Origin of the sequence: Pseudomonas sp. GWSMS-1 (genome assembly GCF_049847425.1) — a bacterium.
Taxonomy (GTDB): domain Bacteria; phylum Pseudomonadota; class Gammaproteobacteria; order Pseudomonadales; family Pseudomonadaceae; genus Aquipseudomonas.
On the sequence record NZ_JBMHHV010000005.1, the window covers coordinates 3,650,592 to 3,674,242 of the forward strand.

At 60.0% G+C, this 23,651-nt stretch carries 23 protein-coding genes and 1 pseudogene; 11 read left to right on the top strand and 13 right to left on the bottom strand.

Going from position 1 to position 23,651, the window contains the following annotated elements; genetic code table 11:
- The first annotated feature begins 113 nt into the window (after positions 1 to 113).
- Together rep and ACEPAJ_RS20640 are read left to right on the top strand one after the other, a co-directional pair.
- Complete coding sequence (gene rep / locus ACEPAJ_RS20635; RefSeq protein WP_425917538.1) at positions 114 to 2,123, top strand: DNA helicase Rep; 2,010 nt, start codon at positions 114 to 116, stop codon at positions 2,121 to 2,123.
- A 142-nt stretch (positions 2,124 to 2,265) separates the two neighbouring features.
- Positions 2,266 to 2,838, top strand: a complete 573-nt coding sequence (locus ACEPAJ_RS20640) for a xanthine phosphoribosyltransferase (RefSeq protein WP_274087048.1) — start codon at positions 2,266 to 2,268, stop codon at positions 2,836 to 2,838.
- Positions 2,839 to 2,973: 135 nt separating this feature from the next.
- Here the strand turns inward: ACEPAJ_RS20640 and ACEPAJ_RS20645 are convergent, their stop codons facing one another.
- The 5 genes and pseudogenes from ACEPAJ_RS20645 to dadA form a co-directional block, all read right to left on the bottom strand.
- Complete coding sequence (locus ACEPAJ_RS20645; RefSeq protein ID WP_425917541.1) at positions 2,974 to 3,396, bottom strand: c-type cytochrome; 423 nt, start codon at positions 3,394 to 3,396, stop codon at positions 2,974 to 2,976.
- Positions 3,397 to 3,506: 110 nt separating this feature from the next.
- Positions 3,507 to 4,055, bottom strand: a complete 549-nt coding sequence (locus ACEPAJ_RS20650; protein WP_425917543.1) for a cupin domain-containing protein — start codon at positions 4,053 to 4,055, stop codon at positions 3,507 to 3,509.
- Positions 4,056 to 4,323: 268 nt separating this feature from the next.
- Complete coding sequence (alr, locus tag ACEPAJ_RS20655; protein ID WP_425917545.1) at positions 4,324 to 5,397, bottom strand: alanine racemase; 1,074 nt, start codon at positions 5,395 to 5,397, stop codon at positions 4,324 to 4,326.
- Positions 5,398 to 5,497: 100 nt separating this feature from the next.
- Complete coding sequence (locus ACEPAJ_RS20660) at positions 5,498 to 5,848, bottom strand: RidA family protein (RefSeq protein ID WP_274087044.1); 351 nt, start codon at positions 5,846 to 5,848, stop codon at positions 5,498 to 5,500.
- Positions 5,823 to 7,120: pseudogene (dadA, locus tag ACEPAJ_RS20665) on the bottom strand (D-amino acid dehydrogenase). The gene ACEPAJ_RS20660 and the pseudogene dadA overlap by 26 nt, the downstream one beginning before the upstream one ends.
- 155 nt (positions 7,121 to 7,275) lie before the next feature.
- On the opposite strand from dadA, the gene ACEPAJ_RS20670 reads away from it, so the two are divergent.
- Positions 7,276 to 7,764 carry an Lrp/AsnC ligand binding domain-containing protein gene (locus tag ACEPAJ_RS20670; RefSeq protein WP_090240673.1) on the top strand — a complete coding sequence of 163 codons (489 nt, stop codon included), beginning with the start codon at positions 7,276 to 7,278 and terminating at the stop codon, positions 7,762 to 7,764.
- A 57-nt stretch (positions 7,765 to 7,821) separates the two neighbouring features.
- On the opposite strand, the gene ACEPAJ_RS20675 is transcribed toward ACEPAJ_RS20670, so the two are convergent.
- Entirely contained in the window at positions 7,822 to 8,175 is a 354-nt protein-coding gene (locus ACEPAJ_RS20675) for a YkgJ family cysteine cluster protein (protein WP_425917548.1), read from the bottom strand.
- A 175-nt stretch (positions 8,176 to 8,350) separates the two neighbouring features.
- Between ACEPAJ_RS20675 and ACEPAJ_RS20680 the strand changes: the two genes are divergently transcribed.
- A complete protein-coding gene (locus ACEPAJ_RS20680) occupies positions 8,351 to 9,664 on the top strand; it encodes an NAD(P)/FAD-dependent oxidoreductase (RefSeq protein WP_425917550.1) in 1,314 nt (437 codons plus the stop codon).
- A gap of 48 nt (positions 9,665 to 9,712) precedes the next feature.
- Here the strand turns inward: ACEPAJ_RS20680 and ACEPAJ_RS20685 are convergent, their stop codons facing one another.
- Both ACEPAJ_RS20685 and ACEPAJ_RS20690 read right to left on the bottom strand, forming a co-directional pair.
- Positions 9,713 to 10,858 carry an MFS transporter gene (locus ACEPAJ_RS20685; RefSeq protein WP_425917552.1) on the bottom strand — a complete coding sequence of 382 codons (1,146 nt, stop codon included), beginning with the start codon at positions 10,856 to 10,858 and terminating at the stop codon, positions 9,713 to 9,715.
- 136 nt (positions 10,859 to 10,994) lie between these two features.
- A complete protein-coding gene (locus ACEPAJ_RS20690; protein WP_425917554.1) occupies positions 10,995 to 12,488 on the bottom strand; it encodes an aldehyde dehydrogenase in 1,494 nt (497 codons plus the stop codon).
- Between the two features lie 228 nt (positions 12,489 to 12,716).
- Here ACEPAJ_RS20690 and ACEPAJ_RS20695 point away from each other — a divergent pair, with 228 nt between their 5' ends.
- Complete coding sequence (locus tag ACEPAJ_RS20695) at positions 12,717 to 13,082, top strand: cupin domain-containing protein (protein WP_425917556.1); 366 nt, start codon at positions 12,717 to 12,719, stop codon at positions 13,080 to 13,082.
- 202 nt (positions 13,083 to 13,284) lie between these two features.
- On the opposite strand, the gene rpmG is transcribed toward ACEPAJ_RS20695, so the two are convergent.
- Positions 13,285 to 13,440: a 50S ribosomal protein L33 gene (gene rpmG, locus ACEPAJ_RS20700; protein WP_007894709.1), complete on the bottom strand. Its 156-nt coding sequence runs from the start codon at positions 13,438 to 13,440 to the stop codon at positions 13,285 to 13,287.
- A gap of 10 nt (positions 13,441 to 13,450) precedes the next feature.
- On the bottom strand, positions 13,451 to 13,687 hold the full coding sequence (rpmB, locus tag ACEPAJ_RS20705) for a 50S ribosomal protein L28 (RefSeq protein WP_090240685.1): 237 nt from the start codon (positions 13,685 to 13,687) through the stop codon (positions 13,451 to 13,453).
- A 345-nt stretch (positions 13,688 to 14,032) separates the two neighbouring features.
- On the opposite strand from rpmB, the gene ACEPAJ_RS20710 reads away from it, so the two are divergent.
- On the top strand, positions 14,033 to 15,622 hold the full coding sequence (locus ACEPAJ_RS20710; RefSeq protein WP_425917559.1) for an ABC transporter substrate-binding protein: 1,590 nt from the start codon (positions 14,033 to 14,035) through the stop codon (positions 15,620 to 15,622).
- Between the two features lie 3 nt (positions 15,623 to 15,625).
- On the opposite strand, the gene radC is transcribed toward ACEPAJ_RS20710, so the two are convergent.
- Positions 15,626 to 16,300 carry a RadC family protein gene (gene radC / locus ACEPAJ_RS20715; RefSeq protein WP_425917561.1) on the bottom strand — a complete coding sequence of 225 codons (675 nt, stop codon included), beginning with the start codon at positions 16,298 to 16,300 and terminating at the stop codon, positions 15,626 to 15,628.
- A gap of 187 nt (positions 16,301 to 16,487) precedes the next feature.
- Here radC and coaBC point away from each other — a divergent pair, with 187 nt between their 5' ends.
- The 5 genes from coaBC to ACEPAJ_RS20740 all read left to right on the top strand — a co-directional run bounded on the left by coaBC (position 16,488) and on the right by ACEPAJ_RS20740 (position 22,339).
- Positions 16,488 to 17,696, top strand: coding sequence for a bifunctional phosphopantothenoylcysteine decarboxylase/phosphopantothenate--cysteine ligase CoaBC (coaBC, locus tag ACEPAJ_RS20720; RefSeq protein WP_425917563.1), 1,209 nt, complete (start codon positions 16,488 to 16,490; stop codon positions 17,694 to 17,696).
- A 29-nt stretch (positions 17,697 to 17,725) separates the two neighbouring features.
- Positions 17,726 to 18,181 (top strand): dUTP diphosphatase, encoded by a 456-nt coding sequence (gene dut / locus ACEPAJ_RS20725; RefSeq protein ID WP_425917565.1) that lies wholly within the window; start codon positions 17,726 to 17,728, stop codon positions 18,179 to 18,181.
- 43 nt (positions 18,182 to 18,224) lie between these two features.
- On the top strand, positions 18,225 to 20,822 hold the full coding sequence (locus ACEPAJ_RS20730) for a phosphomannomutase/phosphoglucomutase (protein ID WP_425917567.1): 2,598 nt from the start codon (positions 18,225 to 18,227) through the stop codon (positions 20,820 to 20,822).
- Between the two features lie 31 nt (positions 20,823 to 20,853).
- The gene (gene argB, locus ACEPAJ_RS20735) at positions 20,854 to 21,759 is read left to right on the top strand and encodes an acetylglutamate kinase (RefSeq protein ID WP_425917569.1); all 906 of its coding nucleotides are present in this window, start codon (positions 20,854 to 20,856) and stop codon (positions 21,757 to 21,759) included.
- 133 nt (positions 21,760 to 21,892) lie between these two features.
- Positions 21,893 to 22,339 (top strand): acyl-CoA thioesterase, encoded by a 447-nt coding sequence (locus ACEPAJ_RS20740; protein ID WP_425917571.1) that lies wholly within the window; start codon positions 21,893 to 21,895, stop codon positions 22,337 to 22,339.
- Positions 22,340 to 22,343: 4 nt separating this feature from the next.
- Here ACEPAJ_RS20740 and ACEPAJ_RS20745 read toward each other — a convergent pair whose 3' ends face one another.
- Positions 22,344 to 22,934: a DUF4124 domain-containing protein gene (locus tag ACEPAJ_RS20745; protein ID WP_425917574.1), complete on the bottom strand. Its 591-nt coding sequence runs from the start codon at positions 22,932 to 22,934 to the stop codon at positions 22,344 to 22,346.
- A gap of 23 nt (positions 22,935 to 22,957) precedes the next feature.
- Positions 22,958 to 23,599, bottom strand: coding sequence for an orotate phosphoribosyltransferase (gene pyrE / locus ACEPAJ_RS20750; protein ID WP_425917576.1), 642 nt, complete (start codon positions 23,597 to 23,599; stop codon positions 22,958 to 22,960).
- Positions 23,600 to 23,651: the final 52 nt, after the last annotated feature.

Here is a 23,651-nt window from a genome sequence, read left to right on the forward strand (position 1 = left end):
AGCCAAGCCTGGCGGTTAGCCATTACGTGCACTGCAACACACTTCCAGATGGTCACGGCAGAAAGCCTCAGGCCTGTTAAAATGCCCGCCCATTTCCCCTGACGAATGATTTGATGTCCCGACTGAACCCCCGGCAGCAGGAAGCCGTGAATTATGTCGGCGGCCCTCTTTTGGTGCTCGCCGGTGCTGGCTCCGGCAAGACCAGCGTGATCACCCGCAAGATTGCTCACCTGGTGCAGAACTGCGGCATCCAGGCCCGCCACATCGTCGCCATGACCTTTACCAACAAGGCGGCGCGCGAGATGAAGGAGCGTGTCGGCACGCTGCTCAAAGGCCCTGAGGCGCGCGGCCTGACGGTATCGACCTTCCACAACCTGGGCATGAACATCATCCGCAAGGAATATGCGGCGCTGGGCTACAAGCCGGGTTTCTCGATTTTCGACGAGGGCGATATCAAGGCGCTGCTGTCGGACATCATGCAAAAGGAATATGCCGGCGACGACGGCATCGATGAGATCAAGAACTACATCGGTAGCTGGAAAAACGACCTGGTCCTACCTGAACAGGCCCTCGCCGAGTCGCGCAATCCCAAAGAGCAGACGGCGGCCATCGTCTACCTGCACTACCAGCGCACGCTCAAGGCGTATAACGCGGTGGATTTCGACGACCTGATCCTGATGCCGGTGAAGCTGTTCCAGGAACGCCGAGACATCCTGGAGAAGTGGCAAAACCGCATCCGCTACCTGTTGGTCGACGAATACCAAGACACCAACGCCAGCCAATACCTGCTGGTCAAGCTGCTGGTGGGCATGCGCAATCAGTTCACCGTGGTTGGCGACGACGACCAGTCGATCTACGCCTGGCGGGGCGCGCGCCCGGAAAACCTGATGCTGCTGAAAGAGGATTACCCGTCGCTGAAGGTGGTGATGCTGGAGCAGAACTACCGCTCGACCAGCCGCATCCTCAAGTGCGCCAACATCCTCATCGCTAACAACCCGCATGAGTTTGAAAAGCAGCTGTGGAGCGAAATGGGCATGGGCGACGAGATCCGCGTGATTCGTTGCCGCAACGAAGACGCCGAGTGCGAGCGCGTAGCCCTGGAAATTCTCACCGAGCACCTGCGCACCGAGCGCCCCTACAGCGACTACGCGATCCTCTATCGCGGCAACTACCAGGCCAAGCTGATGGAGCTGAAGCTTCAGCACCATCAGATTCCCTATCGCCTGAGTGGCGGCACCAGCTTCTTCGCCCGCCAGGAGGTGAAGGACCTGATGAGTTACTTCCGCCTGCTGGTCAACCCGGATGACGACAACGCCTTCCTGCGGGTGATCAACGTACCGCGCCGCGAAATCGGCTCGACCACCCTGGAAAAGCTCGGCAACTACGCCACCGAGCGCAAGATCAGCATGTACGCTGCCGCCGGCGAAATCGGCCTGGGCGAGAGCCTGGACGCGCGCTACACCGAACGCCTGGCACGCTTCACCAAGTGGATGGACCGGGTGCGCCAGGAATGTGCGCAGAACGACCCCATTGCCGCGATCCGCAGCATGGTGATGGACATCGACTACGAGAACTGGCTGCGGCAGAACGCCTCCAACGACAAAGTCGCTGACGCGCGGATGGGCAACGTCTGGTTCCTCGTCGAGGCGCTGAAGAACACTCTGGAGCGCGACGAAGACGGCGACATGACCATCGAGGACGCCATCGGCAAACTGGTGCTGCGCGACATGCTCGAACGCCAGCAGGAGGAAGAAGACGGCGCCGAGGGTGTGCAGATGATGACGCTGCACGCCTCCAAGGGTCTGGAATACCCCTCGGTGTATATCCTCGGCGTAGAAGAGGAAATCCTCCCGCACCGCTCCAGCATTGAGGCCGATACGGTCGAAGAAGAACGGCGCCTGGCCTATGTGGGCATCACCCGCGCCAAGCGCAACCTGACCATGACCTTCGCCGCCAAGCGTAAGCAGTACGGCGAAATCATCGACTGCTCACCGAGTCGTTTTCTCGATGAACTGCCGCCCGAAGACCTGGTTTGGGAGGGCCTGGAAGACGCGCCCCCAGAGGTTAAAGCGGCTACCGGCAACTCGGCATTGGCCAATATGCGCGCACTGTTAAACAAGTAATTAACCACCAGGTCAGTTGGCGCGCAGCACCGCGAAGCTCACCGACCTGTCAATTTTTAGCGTGAGCTTCGCCGCGGCGCGGCTCAAGCCAACCTATACAGCTCGACACATCGGGCACCACATCACTGAAGAGGGTTACCGCGTGGAAGCGCTGAAACAGAAGATTCGCGATGAAGGCACCGTGCTCTCAGAGCACGTACTCAAGGTCGATGCCTTTCTCAATCACCAGATTGATCCGGCACTGATGCAACAGATCGGTCACGAGTTTGCCAAGCGCTTCGCCGGCCTAGGCATCACCAAGATTGTCACCATCGAAGCCTCCGGCATTGCCCCGGCGGTTATGGCTGGTTTGGAACTGGGCGTGCCGGTGATTTTCGCCCGCAAGTACCAATCACTGACACTCACAGACAACCTCTACACCTCCAAGGTGTTTTCCTTCACCAAGCAGACCGAAAGCACCCTGGCGATCTCGGCCAAGCACCTGAGCGCCGATGATCACGTGCTGCTGATCGACGACTTTCTCGCCAACGGCCATGCAGCCCACGCCCTGATCGACCTGATCGGTCAGGCGGGCGCAAGCATCGCCGGCATTGGCGTGGTGATTGAAAAGTCGTTCCAGCGCGGCCGCGCTGAACTGGACGAAAAAGGTTATCGCATTGAGTCACTGGCCCGCATCGGCTCGCTCAAGGATGGTCAGGTCAGTTTTATCGAGTAACAACTGCGCGCCATAAACGTGGCCGAGCGTCATTTTCGCCGTCGCGTGCGACGGCTTGCAGGATGACCCGCCATGGATGGCACGCACAAAAAAGCCGCCTGATCAGGCGGCTTTTTTACAGCAGTGTCAGGCGTATTACAGGCCAGACATCTTCTGGATTGCACCACGCAGCTCGTCATCCGAGCAATCTGCGCAGGTGCCTTTAGGCGGCATGGCGTTGATGCCGGAAATTGCCTTAGCCAGGATGCCGTCGAGGCCGCCCTGGGTGTCAGCACGCTCTTTCCATGCAGCGGTATCGCCAATTTTCGGCGCGCCCAGAATACCTGGGGTATGGCAGGCACCGCAGTGCTTAGCAATGATGTCATCGGCAGTACGCGCGCCGCCGCCAGCGGCAACAGCGACAGCACCCACACCTTTGCACTCTTCACCCATCACACAGACTTGGCCAACCGGCTTCAGTCGCTCGGCAATGGCATCGTCGGTCGTGGCCTGAGCAGTCACTGCCCACAGGGCCAATACGGTAGCAGGGGCTACCAGGATTTTTTTAATCAGGTTCACGGTACACCCTCTTCGTGGCTAGTCACGCTCGCGGCCACGGTTTCGCGAGCAGAACGCAGTATAACGGCAAGCCGCGAACGCTGAAACAGCCCAGATTGCCGCAGTGTTATTTAGAAGTTGGCCGGCGTAGTCGCGCTGATCAACCGCGCAGGCTGCTCGAACGGATTACGGAAGCGATGCGGTTTACTGCTCTCGAAGTAGTAACTGTCACCCGGCTCGAGGATAAATACCTCACTGCCGACGGTCAGTTCTAACTGGCCGGAGACCAGCATGCCCGCCTCCTCACCTTCGTGGGCATACATCTCGTCGCCCGTATCTGAACCCACTGGGTAGGTTTCATCGAGGAAGGAAATGGCCCGGCTCGGGTGCGCCTTACCCACCAACTTCATGGTGATGGCACCGCTGCAGATATCAGTGAGTTCAGCGGCCCGATAGACCACCTGGGTCTGGGTATCCTGCTCCGCGTCCAGGGAGAAGAACTCCACCAGCGACATGGGGATACCCGCCAGCACCTTTTTCAACGAACTGATCGAGGGGCTTACGCTGTTCTTCTCGATCATCGAAATGGTGCTGTTGGTGACGCCTGCCCGCTTGGCGAGTTCACGCTGGGAAAGGCCTTTGAGTTTACGAATGGATTGCAGTCGAACACCGACGTCCAATGCTGGAGTCCCCCTCGGGAAGATACGGAAATGTGGCCGTATCATGGCATAGCGTTCAGAATTTACAACACTCGCGTTCAAACTCGTCTACAGCGCACGCGTTAGAGCCTATTCAAAGGCTCGCGAGCAGAGCCATGCACGGCAAAGACAGGCGAGAAACCTGGCGCAACAGCTGGGCCGCACCGGAGTGCGCAAGCCACTAGCGGCTTGCCGAGCCTGTTTAGAGGACAGCAGCAGGGCCGACGCGCAGCAGCCTTTGAACAGGCGCTTAGTCCCCGAGGTAAAGCAACGGCACCCGGCGTAGATTGCAAAACAGCTGGTAGGGAATGCTGCCAGCTTGGGTAGCCACGTCGCTGGCCAGCACCTGTTTGCCCCAGAGTTCAACCCGACTGCCCAGGCCAGCCTGCGGCAAGTCGGTAAGGTCAACGGTGAGCATGTCCATCGACACCCGGCCGATCAGCCGTGTCAGCTGACCGTCCACGGCCACTGGCGTGCCCGTCGGCGCATGCCGCGGGTAGCCATCGGCATAACCCATGGCGACCACCCCGACCCGGGTCGGCCGCTCGCTAACAAAGCGGGCGCCATAACCCACCGGCTCGCCGGCCGGCAGTTCGCGCACGCTGATCACCTTCGACTCCAGGGTCATTACCGGCTGCAAACCCGCCGCCACGGCCTGCGCCTGCTCAAAGGGGGTGGCACCGTAGAGCATGATGCCGGGACGCACCCAATCACTTGGCACGCTTGGCCAGCCCAAGAGTGCCGGCGAGTTGCGCAGGCTGACTTCGGCCGCAATCCCTTCGCGCGCCTGCTGAAACACCGCCAACTGCTCCTCGCTGCGCGGACAGTCCAGCTCATCGGCGCGGGCGAAGTGGCTCATCAAGACGATCTTCGCCACCTTGCCGCTGGCCAACAGGCGTTGATACGCCGCCTGATACTCCGCCGGGTGAAAGCCGACCCGGTGCATGCCGCTGTCCATTTTCAGCCAGACCGTCAGCGGCTTGCTCAGCGTGCTGCGCTCAATCGCTTCAAGCTGCCACCACGAATGCACCACACACCAAAGCCCGTGTTGTTCAATCAGCGGCAGCTCGTCGGCCTCGAAAAAACCCTCCAGCAACAGAATCGGCCCGCCAATACCGGCCTCGCGCAACTGCAGTGCCTCTTCGATACAGGCTACGGCAAAGCCATCCACTTGCGCCTGCAGTGCCTGTGCACAGCGCACCGCGCCATGGCCATAGGCATCTGCCTTGATCACTGCCAGGGCGCGCGCGCCGCTCAGCTCCCGGGCCAGCTGGTAGTTGTGACGCAGGGCTTGCAAGTCAATCAGGGCACGGGCGGGGCGCATGGGGTTCTCGGCTGTCAGCAGGTTTCAGACTTAAAAATGATCGGGAGCCATTTTAGCGTTGCGCCGCAATGGCCCGTAAGGCGGTCTCGGGCAACAGGCGCTATAGCGCTGCCACCACGGTGATTTCGACTAACACCTCAGGCTTGTACATATTCGCCTCCACGCATGCCCTGGCTGGCGCAGCGCCAGGGGCGACCCAAGCATCCCAGACCTGATTGAAGCCCGCGTAGTCGCGCGCCATATCCTTTAAGTAGATGGTCACGGAGAGGATTTTCGACTTGTCGCTGCCGGCCTCAGCCAAAAAACGGTCTGTACTGGCCAGGGTTTCGCGGGTTTGCTGCACGATGTCGCCGCTGTAATCGTCGGCCAATTGCCCGGCCAGGTAGACCGTGCCGTTATGGATAACGATTTCGCTGTGACGGGTTTCAGTGAGCAGGCGCTGTACTGACATGCTTGTGAGTCTCCTGGGAACGGCTGTAACGGGAAATATCCAGACCTTCGGCACTGATCTGCGGACGTTTTTTCGCCATCAGATCAGCAAGCAGGCGGCCGGAGCCGCAGGCCATGGTCCAACCCAGTGTGCCGTGACCGGTGTTAAGGAACAAATTACGCAGGCGGGTGGCCCCAATGATCGGCGTGCCATCCGGGGTGGCCGGCCGCAAACCGGTCCAGAATTCGGCCTGGGTCAGATCGCCACCTTGTGGGTAAAGATCGGCGGTGATCATTTCCAGGGTTTCACGGCGACGGGGTTAAGGCTCAGGTCGAAACCGGCAATTTCCGCCATGCCGCCCACGCGAATACGGTTGTCGAAACGGGTGATGGCGACTTTGTAGGTCTCATCGAGGATGGTCGAGGTCGGGGCCATGGCTGCGTCGGTGATCGGCACCGTCAAGGAGTAGCCCTTGAGCGGGTACACCGGCGCCTTGATCCCCAGCGGTTTGAGCAGTTGCGGGCTAAAGCTGCCGAGCGCCAACACGTAACGGTCGGCGGTTTCCAGTTTGCCGTCGATCCAAACGCCATTAACCCGGTCGCCCACGGCCTCAATGCGCTGAATGTCCTGACCGAAACGGAACTCCACACCCAGCGCCTTGGCCATCTCGGCGAGTTTGGTGGTGAACATCTGGCAGTCGCCGGTCTGGTCGTTGGGCAAGCGCAGCGCCCCGGCCAACTTATGGGTCACAGCCGCCAGGGCCGGCTCAACACGGGCAATGTCCGCGCGATCGAGCATTTCATAAGGCACACCGGATTGCTGCAGCACGGCGATGTCTTTCGCTGCGTTGTCCAGTTGCGCCTGGGTGCGGAACAGCTGGGTGGTGCCCAGGCTACGGCCTTCGTAGGCGATGCCGGTTTCAAAACGCAGTTCGTCGAGACAGTCGCGGCTGTACTCGGATAGGCGCACCATGCGTTCTTTGTTCACCGCATAGCGGCTGGCAGTGCAGTTGCGCAGCATCTGCGCCATCCACAGGTATTGATCGATATCGGTGGTGGCTTTGATCGCCAGGGGCGCATGCTTCTGCAGCAACCACTTGATGGCTTTCAGCGGCACGCCAGGCGCAGCCCACGGCGAGGCGTAACCTGGGGACACCTGGCCGGCGTTGGCGAAGCTGGTTTCCATGGCCGGCGCGTTCTGCCGATCGACCACCACCACTTCAAAGCCCTGACGCGCCAGGTAATACGCACTGGCTGTACCGATCACACCGCTACCGAGAACTAGAACCCGCATGCCGCTCTCCTCGCCGCGACCCAGCGCGACGGATAATTCTTGAGATCATAATTGAGCGCAGTATAGGAAGAGATCAGCAGTGCTTTTCACTATATAAATAGCTATATTTGGCGACAATTCTTGGTAATATCGCCTTCTACAGAGGGGTATCCACCGTGCGCACTCAGCATCAGAGCCGTCGTGAACTGGACAAAATCGACCGCAACATCCTGCGCATCCTGCAGGAAGATGGGCGTATCAGCTTTACCGAGCTGGGCGAGCGGGTTGGCCTGTCGACCACGCCCTGTACCGAGCGTGTGCGCCGTCTGGAGCGTGAAGGCATCATCATGGGCTACCACGCCCGCCTTAACCCACAGCAGCTCAAGGCCAGCCTGCTGGTGTTCGTCGAGATCAGCCTAGATTACAAATCTGGCGATACCTTTGAGGAGTTCCGCCGCGCCGTGCTGAAGCTGCCGCACGTGCTGGAGTGCCACCTGGTGTCCGGGGATTTCGACTACCTGGTGAAGGCACGGATCAACGAAATGGCCAGCTACCGCAAATTACTCGGCGACATCCTGCTCAAGCTGCCGCACGTGCGCGAGTCGAAGAGCTACATCGTCATGGAAGAAGTGAAAGAGAGCCTGAGCCTGCCGATTGCCGAGTAGCGCCGCCCCTGCAAAGTTGCATCTAGCGCTTTTGGCTATCGCTGTGCTCAACCCAACCTACACCAGCACCTGGCGCGTGCTGGCAATCAGGTTGTGCACCTGCCGCTCTACTGCAGGCTCAATCATCTGCTCCGGGCCTTGGCCGCGCGGGCACGGCAGGCTGGCCGTGGTACCAAACAGCCGGCAGATCAGCGGCCGCTGGTCATATACCGTGCAGCCTTGCGGGCCCAGGTGCACGCAATTGAATTCGGCCAAGGCGGCGTCGTGCGCGGCGTCGCTTTTTACCGGCAGGCGCGACATTTCTTCGGACGAGGCCGTCACCGGACCGCAGCAGTCGTGACAACCCGGCACACAGGCGAAACTGGGAATCTGCAAACGCAGCTGGTCGATTTTGCGGCGGGTGCAACTCATGGGCAGGGTCCTAAAACAGTGGCCGGCATAGTAACCGCACGACAGCCCATTTCGAGGAAGCGGGGCCGATTAATCGACAAAAAGCCGGTTAATTGCCGATTACCTCTTGGCGTTTGCTAAACCCCGCGCTTATTCTTCGTAAAATTTTCCAAACATAATAATCAGGATTCCACACATGAACGCCCGCGTTCACCAGCCCGCTCATAGCAGCCAACACGCCAACTCCTATTACGCCGCCAGCAGCAATCGCCAACTGGCCTACCCCACCCTGGAGGGCGAGCTGCGTGCTGATGTTTGCATTGTCGGCGGGGGGTTCTCTGGCCTCAACACAGCCATCGAACTGGCGCAGAAAGGCCTCTCGGTGGTGCTCCTGGAAGCCCACAAAATTGGCTGGGGCGCCAGCGGGCGCAACGGCGGGCAACTAATTCGCGGCGTCGGCCACGGCGTTGAACAATTCGAGTCGGTGATCGGCAGCCAAGGCGTACGCGACCTGAAACTGATGGGCCTGGAAGCGGTGGAAATCGTCCGCCAGCGCATCGAGCACTTCAATATCGACTGCGACCTGACCTGGGGCTATTGCGACCTGGCCAACAAACCCAGCCACCTCGACGATTTCGCCGAGGACATGGCCGAACTCAAGCAACTGGGCTATCGCCACGAAATGCGCCTGCTGCAACCCCAGCAAATGCATGAAGTGGTCGGCTCCAACCGTTATGTCGGCGGCATGATCGACATGGGCTCCGGCCACCTGCACCCGCTCAACCTGGCGCTCGGCGAAGCCGCAGCAGCGCAGAGCCTGGGGGTGCAGTTGTTTGAAGATTCCGCAGTTATGCGCATCGACTACGGCAACGAGGTGAAGGTGCACACCGCCCGGGGCGTGGTGCGCGCGGCCAACCTGGTACTGGGTTGTAACGCTTATTTGAATGGCTTGAACAACAACCTGGGCGGCAAAGTGCTACCTGCGGGCAGCTATGTGATTGCCACCGAACCGCTGTCCGAGGCCGAAGCGCGGGCGATCATCCCGCAGAACATGGCCTTGTGCGACCAGCGCGTGGCGCTCGATTATTACCGCCTGTCGGCCGATCGCCGCCTGCTATTCGGTGGTGCCTGCCACTATTCTGGTCGCGATCCGGCAGACATCGCCGGCTATATGCGACCAAAAATGCTGGCTGTGTTCCCGCACCTGAAAGACGTGCGCATCGACTTTCAGTGGGGCGGCATGATCGGCATCGGCGCCAACCGCCTGCCACAAATCGGCCGCCTCAAAGACCAGCCCAACGTGTTTTACGCCCAGGCTTACTCGGGCCACGGCGTCAACGCCACGCACCTGGCGGGCAAGCTGCTGGGCGAGGCCATTGCCGGCCAAGCAAGCAATGGCTTCGACCTGTTCGCCAAGGTGCCGCACATGACCTTCCCGGGCGGCAAACACCTGCGCTCGCCCCTGCTGGCCCTAGGCATGCTCTGGCACCGCCTGAAAGAACTGGTCTAACGACCAAGGGGCGTGACGACACCCATCGTCACGCCCCTTTCCAACAGCTCAGCGCGTCACCGCCACCTCGCTAAACGCCCCCCGCCGAAATGCCAGCCAAACAAACCCAGCCGCGCCTATTGCCATCAGCATCGGCAAGGCATGGCCGCTGCCCCACTGACTAGCAGCCCCGGTCGACAGCGGCCCCAGCAGGCAGCCCGCCCCCCAGAGCAGGGCGATATGCGAATTGGCCCGCACCAGGGCATCGTCACGGTAGCGCTGACCGACCAGAATCAGCGACAGGGTGTACAACCCGCCAGCGCTCGCACCGAACAACAGCAACACAGACCAGATCAGCGGCGTGTGCAGCAGCAGCGGAATGCTCAGGCTGGATATCAGCAACACCACCCCACAACAGCGGAACAGCATCTGCCGCGGCACCCGGTCGGCCATCCAGCCAAGCGGCAACTGCAGCGCGGCATCGCCGACCACCACCACACTGACCATGATCAACGCCAGTTGCTGAGCAAAGCCTTCGCGCACCAGGTACACCGGCAGCAGGGTCAGCACCATGGCCTCGAAAGCGGCAAACAGCACCACCGCCCAGGCAATCGCCGGCGACGCTCGGCAAAACGCCAGCACACCGCGCCCGGAGGCACTTTGCGCATCAACCTTGGGCGCCCCGTCGCGACCGAGCAGGAGCAGGCTGCCGAAGATCAACAAGCCTGCCGAAAACCAGAAGCCGCGGTCACTGTCGGTGCCCAGCAAGGTCAGCAGCAATGGCCCACACAGCTGACTGAGCGCAAAACCGGTGCCATACAGGGCCACTAAACGGCCGCGCAGACGGTCCTCGACCAGCTGATTAATCCAGCTTTCGCCGAGTACAAACACCACGGTCAGGGAGATGCCGATCAACAACCGCAACAGCAGCCACAACGGATAGCTGGGCATGACACTGAGCAAAGCCACCGATGCAGCACTGGCGAGCAGGCACAGCCGCAGCGTCTGCGGCGTACCGAACCAGCCGGCCAGGTGCCCGGTCAAGCGCGCACCGAGCAACACACCGACAGCCGGCATGCCCGCCATCACGCCAATCGCAAAGGGGCCATAGCCCCACGACTCTAGGCGAAACGACACCAGTGGCAGGGTCACCCCCAGCGCCAGCCCGACAACGACCACCGCCGCACTGACGGCGAAATAGGTTGCCCATTTCATTTACTCAACCCCCATCCCTTGGCGCTAATGGCTCACTGCAACACGGCAGAAAAGCAACGGCCGGACTCCTGACGAGGAGCCCGGCCGCAGGCTTGCTTCTGCTAAGCCGGCCACTGGCCGACCGAGTGTTCTCGACTTACAACTTGATCCAGGTCGCCTTGATCTCGGTGTACTTGTCGAAGGCGTGCAGCGACTTATCGCGGCCGTTGCCCGACTGCTTATAACCGCCAAACGGCGCCGTCATGTCGCCACCGTCGTACTGGTTGACCCACATGCTGCCAACGCGCAGGGCTTTAGCGGCCAGGTGTGCCTTGGACAGGTTGCTGGTCCAGATGGCGGCGGCCAGGCCATAGATGCTGTCGTTGGCGATCTGGATGGCTTCTTCGGTGCTGTCGAATGGAATGACGGTCAGCACTGGGCCGAAGATCTCTTCCTGAGCAATGCGCATGGCGTTGTGCGCGTCATCGAAAATGGTCGGTTCCACATACTGGCCACCGGTCTCCTCCAAGGTACGCTTACCACCGCAGAGCAACTTGGCCTGATCCTTGTGACCGGCGTCGATGTAACCGAGCACGGCATTCAGGTGGCCGGCATCGACCAGCGCGCCAACCTTGGTCTCGGGGTCCAGCGAATGGCCGGCTTTCCAGCCCTGCATGGCTTCAACCACCATGGGCATAAACTGATCCTTGATCGAGCGCTCCACCAGCAGGCGTGAGCCGGCGGTGCACATTTCGCCCTGGTTAAAGCAGATGGCCGCTGCGGCCGCCTCGGCTGCGGCCTTGAGGTCTGGTGCATCGGCGAAGACGATGTTAGCGCTCTTGCCGCCCGCTTCCAGCCATACGCGCTTCATGTTCGATTCACCCGCGTAAATCATCAGCTGCTTGGCGATCTTGGTCGAACCGGTAAACACCAGGGTGTCGACATCCATGTGCAGCGCCAGCGCTTTACCCACGGTGTGGCCATAACCTGGCAGCACGTTGAGTACGCCAGCCGGGATACCGGCCTCAAGGGCCAACTGGGCCAGACGCAGCGCGGTTAGTGGCGATTTCTCGGACGGTTTGACGATCACCGAGTTGCCCGTGGACAGCGCAGGACCAAGCTTCCAGCAGGTCATGATCATCGGGAAGTTCCACGGCACGATGGCCGCGACAACCCCCACCGGCTCACGGGTCACCAGGCCTAGCTCGTCATGCGGCGTGGCCGCGACTTCGTCGTAGATTTTGTCGACCGCTTCACCGCTCCAGCGAATCGCGCGGGAAGCGCCCGGCACATCAACACCCAGGGAGTCGCTGATTGGCTTGCCCATGTCCAGGGTTTCCAGCAGCGCCAGCTCTTCGGCGTGGGCATCCATCAAGTCAGCGAAACGAATCATCACACGCTTGCGCTGCGCCGGTGCCATGCGTGACCAAACACCCGATTCGAAGGTGGCCCGAGCATCTGCCACAGCCAGCTCGACATCGGCCAGATCACAGCTGGCCACCTGGCCGAGCACACGGCCATCAACCGGGCTGATGCACTCAAAGGTGTCACCCGAAACCGCCGCACGGTACTCGCCATGAACAAAGGCGCGCCCTTCGATCTTCAAGTTTTTGGCGCGCTGTTCCCAATCGGCACGAGTCAGGCTAGTCATTCGAACATCCTCTATCGCAAGTAAGGCGCCGCAGTTTGGCCGCACGCGCTATCAATTATTGTGCATGGGTCAGCAAACCCAATCGTGCCGGCAACACTAAACCAGCGGCCTGCACAGTTCCAATATTTTTTACAAATAGCGGCAAAGCCACCTTGTTATGTGCGCTTTATTAAACATAGACTGCCGAAATTGCCACTCAACTGACCACACGCCTGACTGGACCCTCCTATGAACATCGAGCAGATCGTCGACTTCGCCCAAGCCACCACCCCAGCAGAGCACTACCGCCCAGCCGCGGAAAAAGTCCTCAAGGGTGACCCTGAACAGAGCGTGCGTAACCACTACGGCAGCCCATGCGGGCAATTCAACGCGGGGATATGGGAGGGTGCAGTTGGCCAGTGGAACATTAACTACACCGAGCACGAGTACTGCGAAATTCTGCAAGGCGTCTCGGTGTTACGTGACCAGGACGGCAACGCCAAGACCCTGCGCGCCGGCGACCGCTTCGTCATCCCAGCCGGCTTCTCCGGCACCTGGGAAGTACTGGAAACGTGCCGCAAGGTCTATGTGATCTTCGAGCAAGCCAGTCACTAAGCGCAATTTATACGCCCTCCCTTCGCCCGCCTTGCGCGGGCTTTTTATCGCCTGCCCTCCATGGCGTACCCTTAGGGCGTCGCCACGCGCGGTTAAAAATAGCTCTAGGCAATCTTTTAATGCCTGGGTGCTTACTCGGTTAAATCCCAGGCAAGAAAAAGCCCGCCAGAAGGCGGGCTTTTTCGACAAGGCGCTTGATCAATTACTTGATCTTGCCTTCCTTGTAGATCACGTGCTTACGCACAACCGGATCGAATTTTTTGATTTCGATTTTGTCCGGAGTGGTGCGCTTGTTTTTGTCGGTAGTGTAGAAATGACCAGTACCGGCACTCGAGATCAAACGGATCAATTCACGCATGACTTTCCCCTTAAACCTTTTCGCCGCGAGCACGCAGCTCGGACAGAACGACGTCAATACCACGCTTGTCGATGCAACGCATGCCTTTAGCAGAAACGCGCAGACGGACAAAACGGTTCTCAGACTCGACCCAGAAGCGGTGATGCTGCAGGTTCGGCAGGAAACGACGACGGGTTTTGTTGTTTGCGTGGGAAATGTTATTCCCAGTTACCGGACCCTTACCGGTAACTTGACAGACTCTCGACATGCCTCAGCCCTCTAAAACCACATGCCCAACCCGGCATGGGTTGGCCGCTAATATTCAATCTTGGCGCGCAGCGCCGCGTATCTCGAGGGTCTTACCGGCCGTACCTGAAAGCGCAAGAACCGGGCCCCTACAAAAGAGCGCTGCTTTATACCAGAAACCCTAAGGCGCAACAAGAATAAACGTTCTTTCCTCAACCAAGCTGTGCCGTCGTTTACCCCCGCAAAGCCAGCTATTGGTAGGGATTGCAGAGATCAACCGCTCGTCGCCAAGATCCATTGCCCTGCTGCCGAGTAATGGCCTAGGGTAAAGCCTTCGCCAACGCGCCACCTGACTCTGGAGTTTGTTATGCGCCTCGCCGTTCTCCCGCTGCTGCTTGCCCCGCTATTGGCTCCTGCGCTGGCCCAGGCCAGCACACTCAGCGTCTGCACCGAAGCGAGCCCAGACGGCTTCGACGTGGTGCAGTACAACTCCCTGACCACCACCAACGCCTCGGCTGACGTGCTAATGAATCGCCTGGTGGATTTCGACGCAGCCAGCGGCACCCTGCAGCCAAGCCTCGCACAAACCTGGGAAGTCAGCTCGGACGGCCTGAGCTATAGCTTTACCCTTAGGCCCGATGTGAGCCTCCACAGCACTGACTATTTCACCCCCAGCCGTACGCTGAATGCCGATGACGTGCTGTTTAGCTTCCAGCGCATGCTCGATCCGAGCCATGCCTGGTACAAGGTCGCCCCCAGTGGCTATCCGCATGCGCAGTCAATGCAACTGCCAAGCCTGATCAAAAGCCTTGAAAAAACCGGCGAGCACAGCCTGCGCTTTACCCTAAACCGTCCCGACGCGACCTTCCTCGCGACACTCAGCATGGGCTTCGCCTCTATTTATTCTGCCGAATACGCGGCGCAGCTCATGGCCGCCAGCACGCCAGAAAAGCTCAACAGCCAGCCAATTGGCAGCGGTCCATTTATCTTCAAGCGTTTCCAGAAAGATGCCAGCGTGCGCTACAGCGCCAACCCAGCCTACTTCGCCGGCAAACCGGCGGTCGACAACCTAATCTTTGCCATCACCCCAGACGCCAACGTACGCCTGCAAAAGCTGCGACGCGGCGAGTGCCATATCGCCCTGTCACCCAAACCGCAGGATGTAACGGCAATCGCCGGTGATAACAACCTAAAGAGCGTGCACACGGCCGCCTTTATGAGCGCCTTCGTGGCTATCAACAGCCAGCACCCGCCACTCGACCAGGCTGCGGTTCGCCAGGCGATCAACCTGGCCTTTGATAAAAACAGCTACCTGCAAGCGGTGTTTGAAAACAGCGCCGAGGCTGCCAATGGCCCCTACCCGCCTAATACGTGGAGCTACGCCGCCGAGCTACCTGGCTACGCTTACGATCCACAAAAGGCCCGAGAACTGCTTAACGCAGCCGGTCTGGCCGACGGGTTCAGCACCACCATCTGGACGCGCCCCAGCGGCAGTGTGCTCAACCCCAACCCAAGCCTCGGCGCGCAATTGCTGCAGGCCGATTTAGCCAATGTTGGCATCAAGGCTGAGATCCGCGTGATCGAGTGGGGCGAACTGATTCGCCGCGCCAAAGCCGGCGAGCATGACCTGCTGTTTATGGGCTGGGCGGGTGACAACGGCGACCCAGATAACTTCCTCACGCCACAGTTTTCCTGCGCTTCGGTCGAGTCCGGACTGAACTTCGCCCGCTATTGCGACCCGCAACTGGATAAGCTGATCAGTGATGGCAAACGCACCAGCGACCAGGCGCAACGCAGCCAGCTGTACAAGCAAGCGCAGCAGATCATCCAGCAGCAAGCGCTTTGGCTACCGTTGGCTCATCCAACGGCCTACGCGCTAACGCGCAAACAGGTCGAGGGCTATCAAGTCAGCCCCTTCGGACGCCAGGACTTTGCCAAGGTACGCCTAACCCCCTGACACTTAGAGCCAGCCGTATTCGGCCATCGACAGCGGCTCTCCATCGCCGACGATAAAGTGGTCGAGTACGCGCACATCCACCAGCTCCAGCGCCTCTTTCAGGCGCCGGGTCAGCACCCGGTCGGCCTGGCTGGGTTCGGCGACGCCTGACGGATGGTTATGGGTCAAGATCAGCGCCGCCGCATTGTGTGCAAGCGCGCGCTTAACCACCTGGCGGGGATAGACGCTGGCGCTGTCAACGGACCCATGGAACAGCGCCTCAAACGCTAGCACGCGGTGCTTGGCATCGAGAAACAGGCAGCCGAACACCTCGTGGGGCTCATGGCGTAACAGCGCTTTTAGGTAATCACGCACGGCCTGCGGGCTTTCCAGCGCCGAATCGCGGCGCAACTGTTCGGCCAGATGTCGGCGCGCCATCTCTAGCACCGCCTGCAACTGGGCAAACTTGGCCGGGCCCAATCCCAGACGCTGGCTGAACGAGGGCAAATCCGCCTGCAACAACGCGCGCAGGCTGCCAAAGTCGCCGAGCAGATGGCGCGCCAAGTCGACCGCACTTTGGCCGGCCACCCCCGTGCGCAGGAAAATGGCCAACAATTCCGCATCGGTCAGGGTACCGGCACCCTGAGCCAAAAGTTTCTCCCGCGGGCGCTCTGCCGCCGGCCAGTCACGAATACTCATCACACCTCCTTGTGTTATCAGACGCGGCAAACCGCCTCACCTATGCACCGCAAAGCCAAGCCTGGCAAGCGTTTGGCAGTACTACTCGAGTGCAGGCTCTGTGCTATCGTAGCCCAACTTTTGCGCTGCGCTTGGCCTGGGGAGGTGCCGGCGCGGCGGTGAATCCATTTTTATAAAAGGCAGGCCTATGCAGCGGCTGTATCGGAAACGCATCATTGTTGGCGTAGGCGGCGGTATTGCCGCATATAAAAGTGCAGAGCTGATTCGCCGACTCAAAGACCAAGACGCCGATGTGCGTGTGGTCATGACCAAAGGCGGCCGTGAGTTCATTACCCCGCTCACCCTGCAAGCGCTCTCCGGGCACCCGGTTCACCTTGACCTGCTCGACCCCGAGGCCGAAGCGGCTATGGGCCATATTGAACTGGCGCGCTGGGCCGATCTGGTTCTGATTGCTCCCGCCACCGCCGACCTGATGGCGCGCCTGGCCCAAGGCGTGGCCGATGACCTGCTGACCACCCTGGTGCTGGCCACCGATGCACCCGTTGCCCTGGCCCCAGCGATGAACCAGGCGATGTGGCGCGACCCGGCCACCCAAGCTAACGCCGCACTGCTCACCAGCCGCGGCCTGCACCTGTTCGGGCCGGCGGCTGGCAGCCAGGCCTGCGGCGATGTCGGTCTGGGCCGCATGCTTGAAGCCGAGCAGTTGGTGCAATGCGCAGCGGATTGTTTCCAGCATCAAGCGCTGACCGGCAAGCACGTGCTAATTACCGCCGGCCCAACCCAAGAAAACATCGACCCGGTGCGCTACATCACCAATCACAGCTCCGGCAAGATGGGCTTTGCCCTCGCTGAAGCCGCCGCCGAAGCCGGCGCCAAGGTCACCCTGATCAGTGGCCCGGTGCACTTGCCCACGCCCGAGCGGGTTACCCGCGTCAACGTGATCAGCGCGCGCGATATGCTCGCGGCTTGCGAGGCTGAGATGCCGTGCGACCTGCTGATTGCCGCCGCCGCGGTGGCCGATTACCGCCCGGAAGTGGTCGCCCAGCACAAATTGAAAAAAGACCCCGCCAGCGGTGACGGTCTACTCCTGCAAATGGTGCGCAACCCGGATATCCTCGCCACCTTGGCAAGCCGCAGCGACCGCCCGTTCAGCGTCGGCTTTGCCGCCGAAACCGAGAACCTACTGGAATATGCCTCGCGCAAGCTGCGCGACAAGAACCTCGACCTGATCGTCGCCAATGACGTGGCTAACCCCAGCATCGGCTTCAACAGCGAAGAAAATGCCATCACCATTATCGACCGTGAGCTCCAGCAGAGCAGCTTCGCGCAGACCAGCAAAAGCAAGATTGCTCGCCAACTGGTGAGTTTTATTGCCGAACGCATGGCGCACAACTGACGCCATACTCACCGACTACAGAGCCTGATATGCACGCCTTACAAGCCAAGATCCTCGACCCACGCCTGGGCAACGAATTCCCTTTGCCGCACTACGCCACCCCAGGCTCTGCGGGCCTCGATCTACGCGCCATGCTTGAACAAGAGCTGGTTCTCGAGCCTGGGCAAACCGTGCTGATCCCCACCGGCCTGTCGATTTACATTGGCGACCCCGGTCTCGCAGCGATGATCCTGCCGCGCTCGGGCCTGGGCCACAAACATGGCATTGTTCTCGGCAACCTCGTCGGCCTGATCGATTCGGACTACCAGGGCGAACTGATGGTGTCCTGCTGGAACCGAGGACAAAACGCCTTCACCATTGCCATCGGTGAGCGTATCGCCCAACTGGTCCTCGTACCGGTGGTGCAGGCACACTTCGAGCTGGTCGAGCAATTTGATGAGAGCCAGCGCGGCGCAGGCGGCTTCGGCCACTCCGGCAACCATTGATCGCCCTAACCTAGTACCAGGATGAATTTCGAGGAGACGCGGCATGAAACTCTTCACCCGCACGGCCAAGGACGCTGACGTACTAACCCCTAGCGCCCAAATGAGCAGTGCTCCCGCCGAACCGAAAACGGCCAAAAGCAACCTCAACAACCTGCTACCAGGGTTACTGGCGGCTGTTGCCGGCATCATCCTGGCCGGCGCACTGCTCTGGTTTGGCCCGCTCGACAGCGCCTATCAGCAGCAATTGCGGCAACTCAGCCAGGCTTGGGGCGGCGGCCAGGCGACCGTACTGCAGAAAGCCTTGCAACAACTCAGCGCTGACACTCAAGCAGCAGCGCGCAACCCACAACTTCTGCAAGCCCTGCAAAGCCAGGACATCAATCAAATTCGTGCGGCCGAACGTAATCTCACCTACTGGCACGGTGTAGTCGACGCCCACCTCAATCCGCGCAACCAGGCGGTGCAAGACACGAGCCGCAGCGCGCCCATGAACTTTGCCGCACTGGACATGCTGCGCCGCACCGAAAACGGTCAAATGCCAGCGCCTGAAGCCTACAAGGTCGGCCAACGCTGGCTGGTCTACAGCGCAGCGCCGCTGCGCCTGAGCGACGGTGAGCCGCTGCATGGCACGCTGCTACTGGCCGTGGACCTTGAGCGCCTGCTCGCCAGCCTGCCGGTGATGCCCGCCGAAATCGGCCAGATTCAGCTGATCCAGCAGTTCAACAACACCGCCCCACAGGTGCTCGCCCAACGCGGCCAGGCCGACGGTGCAGCAGCGCAATCATTCAACACCGGCAACCCCAATTGGACGGTCAGCTTTACCCCCGGCCCGTCACTGACCAACCCGGTGTTCTCGCCACTGCTGCTGGCCGTTGCCGGATTAATCGTACTGGTCGGCGCATTGCTGGGCATGTATTTAGTGCAGGGCCAACTGCAGCGGCGCCTGCTCCAGGACGTGAACCAGCTGGCACAACTGATCAAAGAACTCTCCGCGGGCAAAGCAGTCAAAGCTTTCAGCCTGAGCCTTCCAGCACTCGACAGCTTGGCCCACGCACTGGCGCGAATGCCGCGCCGGGCCAGTGACAATATCGCCCGCCCACCCGCGGAAACCACCAATAACAACCCCGATATGCTGCAAACGACACCGGCAGGCCTGGTTGATCCACTGTTTCAAGACACCGATATTCTCGATATCGATATTCTCGATGAAGACCAGGATCTCCTGGGACTGGAGCAACCCCCCGTGATGAATACTCCGCAAGTTGCGCCAAAATTACCGGCTGACATCTTCCGCGCCTACGATATTCGTGGCGTGGTTGGCCGCACCCTGAACGCCGAAACCGCCTACTGGATCGGCCGCGCCATCGGCTCGCAGAGCATTGCCCAGGGCGAACCAAACATCGCCGTCGGCCGTGATGGTCGACTGTCCGGCCCAGAGCTGGCGCAACAACTGATCCAAGGCCTACTCGATTGCGGTTGCTACGTCAGCGATGTAGGTATGGTTCCAACGCCCGTGGTGTATTACGCCGGGCATATCCTCACCGGTAAATCAGCGGTGATGCTCACCGGCAGCCATAATCCGCGCGACTACAACGGCTTCAAGATCGTGATCGCCGGCGACACCCTCGCCAATGAACAAATCCAGGCCCTGAAAGCACGCATCGACAACAACGACCTGGCCAGCGGCGTTGGTACGGTCGAGCAGGTTGATGTGCTGGATCGTTACTTCAAGCAGATCCGCGACGACATCGCCATGGCCAAGCCCATGCGCGTGGTGGTCGATTGCGGCAATGGCGTAGCTGGGGTGATTGCCCCACAACTGATCGAAGCGCTGGGCTGTTCGGTGATCCCGTTGTACTGCGAAGTCGACGGCAACTTCCCCAACCACCACCCGGACCCCGGTAAGCCAGAAAACCTGGTAGACCTGATCGCCAAGGTGAAAAGCGAGAACGCCGATATCGGCCTGGCCTTCGATGGCGATGGCGACCGCGTCGGTGTGGTGACCAATACCGGTGCCATCGTCTACCCAGACCGACTGCTGATGCTGTTCGCTAAGGATGTGGTCTCGCGTAACCCAGGTGCCGACATCATTTTCGACGTCAAATGTACGCGCCGCCTGACCCCACTGATAAGCGGCTACGGTGGTCGTCCAGTGATGTGGAAAACCGGCCACTCACTGATCAAGAAAAAAATGAAGGAAACCGGCGCACTGCTGGCAGGCGAAATGAGTGGCCATATTTTCTTCAAGGAGCGCTGGTTCGGCTTCGACGACGGCATCTACGCCGCCGCCCGCCTGTTGGAGATTCTCAGCCAGGACCGTCGTGACGCCGATCACGTGTTCAGCGCCTTCCCCAATGATATTTCCACCCCGGAAATCAATATCGAGGTGACCGAGCAGAGCAAGTTCAGCATCATCGAACGGCTGCAGCGCGATGGCATATGGGGTGAAGGCAATATCACCACCCTCGACGGCATACGCGTCGACTACCCCAAAGGCTGGGGTCTGGTGCGCGCGTCCAACACCACACCAGTGCTGGTATTGCGCTTCGAGGCGGAAACCGAACAGGAACTCGAACGGATTAAAGAAGTATTCCGCGCCCAGCTTTACAGCGCCGTACCTGACCTCGACCTGCCGTTCTGATTGATGTGTGAATTTTCTACTGGAGCCCCGCATGACCCTCGAACGTGATGCCGCCACCAACGTCGCCAAGGTATTGTCCGAAGCGCTGCCCTATATCCGCCGCTTTGTTGGCAAGACCCTGGTGATCAAATACGGCGGCAACGCCATGGAAAGCGAAGAACTCAAGCAAGGCTTCGCCCGTGACATCGTACTGATGAAGGCTGTGGGCATTAACCCCGTGGTGGTGCATGGCGGCGGCCCGCAAATCGGTGACCTACTCAAACGCCTGTCCATCGAGAGCCACTTTATCGACGGCATGCGCGTCACCGACACCGCCACTATGGACGTGGTGGAGATGGTGCTCGGCGGCCAGGTCAACAAAAGCATCGTCAACCTGATCAACCAGCATGGCGGCAGCGCCATCGGCCTGACCGGTAAAGATGCTCAGCTGATCCGCGCGAAGAAGCTCAAGGTCAGCCGACAAACACCGGAGATGACCCAGCCGGAAATCATCGACATTGGTCATGTGGGTGAAGTCACCGGAATCAATACCGACCTGCTCAACATGCTGGTCAAGGGCGACTTTATCCCCGTCATCGCGCCGATTGGCGTCGGTGCCAACGGCGAGTCTTACAACATCAATGCCGACTTGGTAGCTGGCAAAGTTGCCGAAGCATTGAAGGCCGAAAAACTGATGCTGCTGACCAACATCGCCGGCCTGATGGACAAGCAGGGTGAAGTGCTCACCGGCCTGACCACCGAGCAAGTCGACAGCCTGATCGCCGACGGCACCATCTACGGCGGCATGCTGCCGAAAATTCGCTGCGCGCTAGAAGCGGTACAAGGTGGCGTAACCAGCGCGCACATTATTGACGGTCGAGTGCCCAATGCCGTACTGCTGGAAATTTTCACCGACAGCGGCGTAGGCACCCTGATCTGCAACCGCGAACTCCCCTAGCACCTATGCGCAGGGCGACTCACCCCGTTGATCGAGGCTGATTCGCCCGTGTGATAGCCTGCTGCAAGCCTTGCAGCAGGCTGCCTTAGCCCGAAGCTCAGTGAACCCACACTGCACGCCCGAGGTGTACGCCATGCCAGCTGCGCCTTCTCGCGAAGCTTTCAGTTTTTTCCATATGCTGCGTGTGCGCTGGGCAGAGGTCGACCCGCAAAGCATCGTATTCAACGGTCATTACCTGACCTATGCCGATGTCGCCATCACCGAATACTTCCGCGCGCTGGGCATTCGCTATCCTGATGACTTAAGCCGTGACGGCGGCGACTTCTTCGCGATCAAGACCGTGCTCGAGTACCTAGCTCCCGCTCGTTTTGATGATGAACTGCAGATTGGCATTCGTGTCGCCCGCCTGGGCGGCTCTAGCTTGAGCTTTGCCATGGGCATCTGGTGTGGGGAGCAGGCGCTGACCGCCGGAGAAGTGATTTACGTACACGCAGACAACATAACCCGCAGCAGCAGCCCACTGCCGGCATGGCTGAGAGACAGGATTTTGGCCTTTGAGCGCTGCGCGCCGCAAACATAGGCTTTTAATTGCGACCCATCAGGACCTTGAGTCGATCACGGTCCGCATTGAAACTGCTGTCCGCCGCTTTGCGCATGGCTTGATAACGCAAGATGTCGCTTTTGAGGCGTTCTTGCTCAACCTTTTGGCTGTCAATTTGCGCCAATAGGCTCGCCGGCACTGCACGCCCGGCGCGCTCATGATTGGCCGCCTGGCTTTGCAAGTTGGCTTGCTGAGTGCGAACGGACTGCAGGTTGCCGCGTGCCACGCCAATCAGGCCATCCAGCTCGGCCAACTTGCGCTGGCGCGCACGCTCGACGTCTTCCGGGGTGCTGTAAAAGCGCAACAGCTGTGCATCAGAGTTGGCCCGCGCCTTCTCCGCCAAAATGTGCTTCATCTCTTCGGCGCTGGGGGCCGGCGGGATAACTTTTACCACCCGCCCCTGATCGTTCAGCACCTCATAGCCTTTGCCGATGTGCTCTGGCGGCACGCCCTGGCGACTGAGCACCGTGGTGCCCCTGTCATCAACATAGCGGTACAACTCAGTTGCACCTGCCACAACCGGCAACAGTAGGCCAAGCAACAGCGAACAGCGGGTCAGGGCAGATTTATGCACAATGCAGCACCTTTATCAGCAGGTTAGATTCCGTACTCGGCACGATAGGCTTGTACCGCTGGGAGATACTGCTTGAGTTCAGCATCCTCTGCCAGATATTCCAGTACTTGTTCGAGTGACACAATGCTCACCACCGGCATCGCGTAATCACGCTCAACTTCTTGAATCGCCGACAGCTCACCCTTGCCGCGCTCCTGACGGTTCAGCGCAATCAGCACGCCAGCCGCCTGTGCACCCTGCGCCTGGATGATCTGCATCACCTCACGAATCGCAGTACCTGCGGTAATCACGTCATCGATGATCAGTACGCGACCGGCCAGGGGTGCACCGACTAACGTACCACCTTCGCCGTGATCCTTAGCCTCCTTACGATTAAAGCACCAAGGCATATCGCGCTGATGATGCTCAGCCAGCGCCACGGCGGTGGTGGCGGCTAACGGAATACCTTTATAGGCCGGACCGAACAACACATCGAAGTCGATACCACTGTCCACTACTGCGGCAGCATAAAACCGCCCGAGTTGCGCCAGCGCTAGGCCGCTGTCGAACAAGCCTGCATTGAAGAAATAAGGGCTGACGCGCCCGGATTTCAGCGTGAACTGACCAAAGCGTAGAACCCCACGCTCGATGGCAAAACGGATGAAATCGCGCTGATACGCTTGCATGAAAAAGTCCCGAACGGCACGGTTTTACTAGGAAGTTACTCATTAGACACGA

Excerpts from the sequence above, each read along its gene's own strand:
- rep (WP_425917538.1), top strand. The coding sequence starts at position 114 with ATGTCCCGACTGAACCCCCGGCAGCAGGAAGCCGTGAATTATGTCGGC.
- alr (WP_425917545.1), bottom strand. The coding sequence starts at position 5,397 with ATGCGCCCCGCCCGTGCCCTGATTGACTTGCAAGCCCTGCGTCACAAC.
- ACEPAJ_RS20660 (WP_274087044.1), bottom strand. The coding sequence starts at position 5,848 with ATGTCAGTACAGCGCCTGCTCACTGAAACCCGTCACAGCGAAATCGTT.
- ACEPAJ_RS20675 (WP_425917548.1), bottom strand. The coding sequence starts at position 8,175 with ATGAGTTGCACCCGCCGCAAAATCGACCAGCTGCGTTTGCAGATTCCC.
- ACEPAJ_RS20680 (WP_425917550.1), top strand. The coding sequence starts at position 8,351 with ATGAACGCCCGCGTTCACCAGCCCGCTCATAGCAGCCAACACGCCAAC.
- ACEPAJ_RS20685 (WP_425917552.1), bottom strand. The coding sequence starts at position 10,858 with ATGAAATGGGCAACCTATTTCGCCGTCAGTGCGGCGGTGGTCGTTGTC.
- ACEPAJ_RS20690 (WP_425917554.1), bottom strand. The coding sequence starts at position 12,488 with ATGACTAGCCTGACTCGTGCCGATTGGGAACAGCGCGCCAAAAACTTG.
- ACEPAJ_RS20695 (WP_425917556.1), top strand. The coding sequence starts at position 12,717 with ATGAACATCGAGCAGATCGTCGACTTCGCCCAAGCCACCACCCCAGCA.
- rpmG (WP_007894709.1), bottom strand. The coding sequence starts at position 13,440 with ATGCGTGAATTGATCCGTTTGATCTCGAGTGCCGGTACTGGTCATTTC.
- rpmB (WP_090240685.1), bottom strand. The coding sequence starts at position 13,687 with ATGTCGAGAGTCTGTCAAGTTACCGGTAAGGGTCCGGTAACTGGGAAT.
- ACEPAJ_RS20710 (WP_425917559.1), top strand. The coding sequence starts at position 14,033 with ATGCGCCTCGCCGTTCTCCCGCTGCTGCTTGCCCCGCTATTGGCTCCT.
- radC (WP_425917561.1), bottom strand. The coding sequence starts at position 16,300 with ATGAGTATTCGTGACTGGCCGGCGGCAGAGCGCCCGCGGGAGAAACTT.
- coaBC (WP_425917563.1), top strand. The coding sequence starts at position 16,488 with ATGCAGCGGCTGTATCGGAAACGCATCATTGTTGGCGTAGGCGGCGGT.
- dut (WP_425917565.1), top strand. The coding sequence starts at position 17,726 with ATGCACGCCTTACAAGCCAAGATCCTCGACCCACGCCTGGGCAACGAA.
- ACEPAJ_RS20730 (WP_425917567.1), top strand. The coding sequence starts at position 18,225 with ATGAAACTCTTCACCCGCACGGCCAAGGACGCTGACGTACTAACCCCT.
- argB (WP_425917569.1), top strand. The coding sequence starts at position 20,854 with ATGACCCTCGAACGTGATGCCGCCACCAACGTCGCCAAGGTATTGTCC.
- ACEPAJ_RS20740 (WP_425917571.1), top strand. The coding sequence starts at position 21,893 with ATGCCAGCTGCGCCTTCTCGCGAAGCTTTCAGTTTTTTCCATATGCTG.
- pyrE (WP_425917576.1), bottom strand. The coding sequence starts at position 23,599 with ATGCAAGCGTATCAGCGCGATTTCATCCGTTTTGCCATCGAGCGTGGG.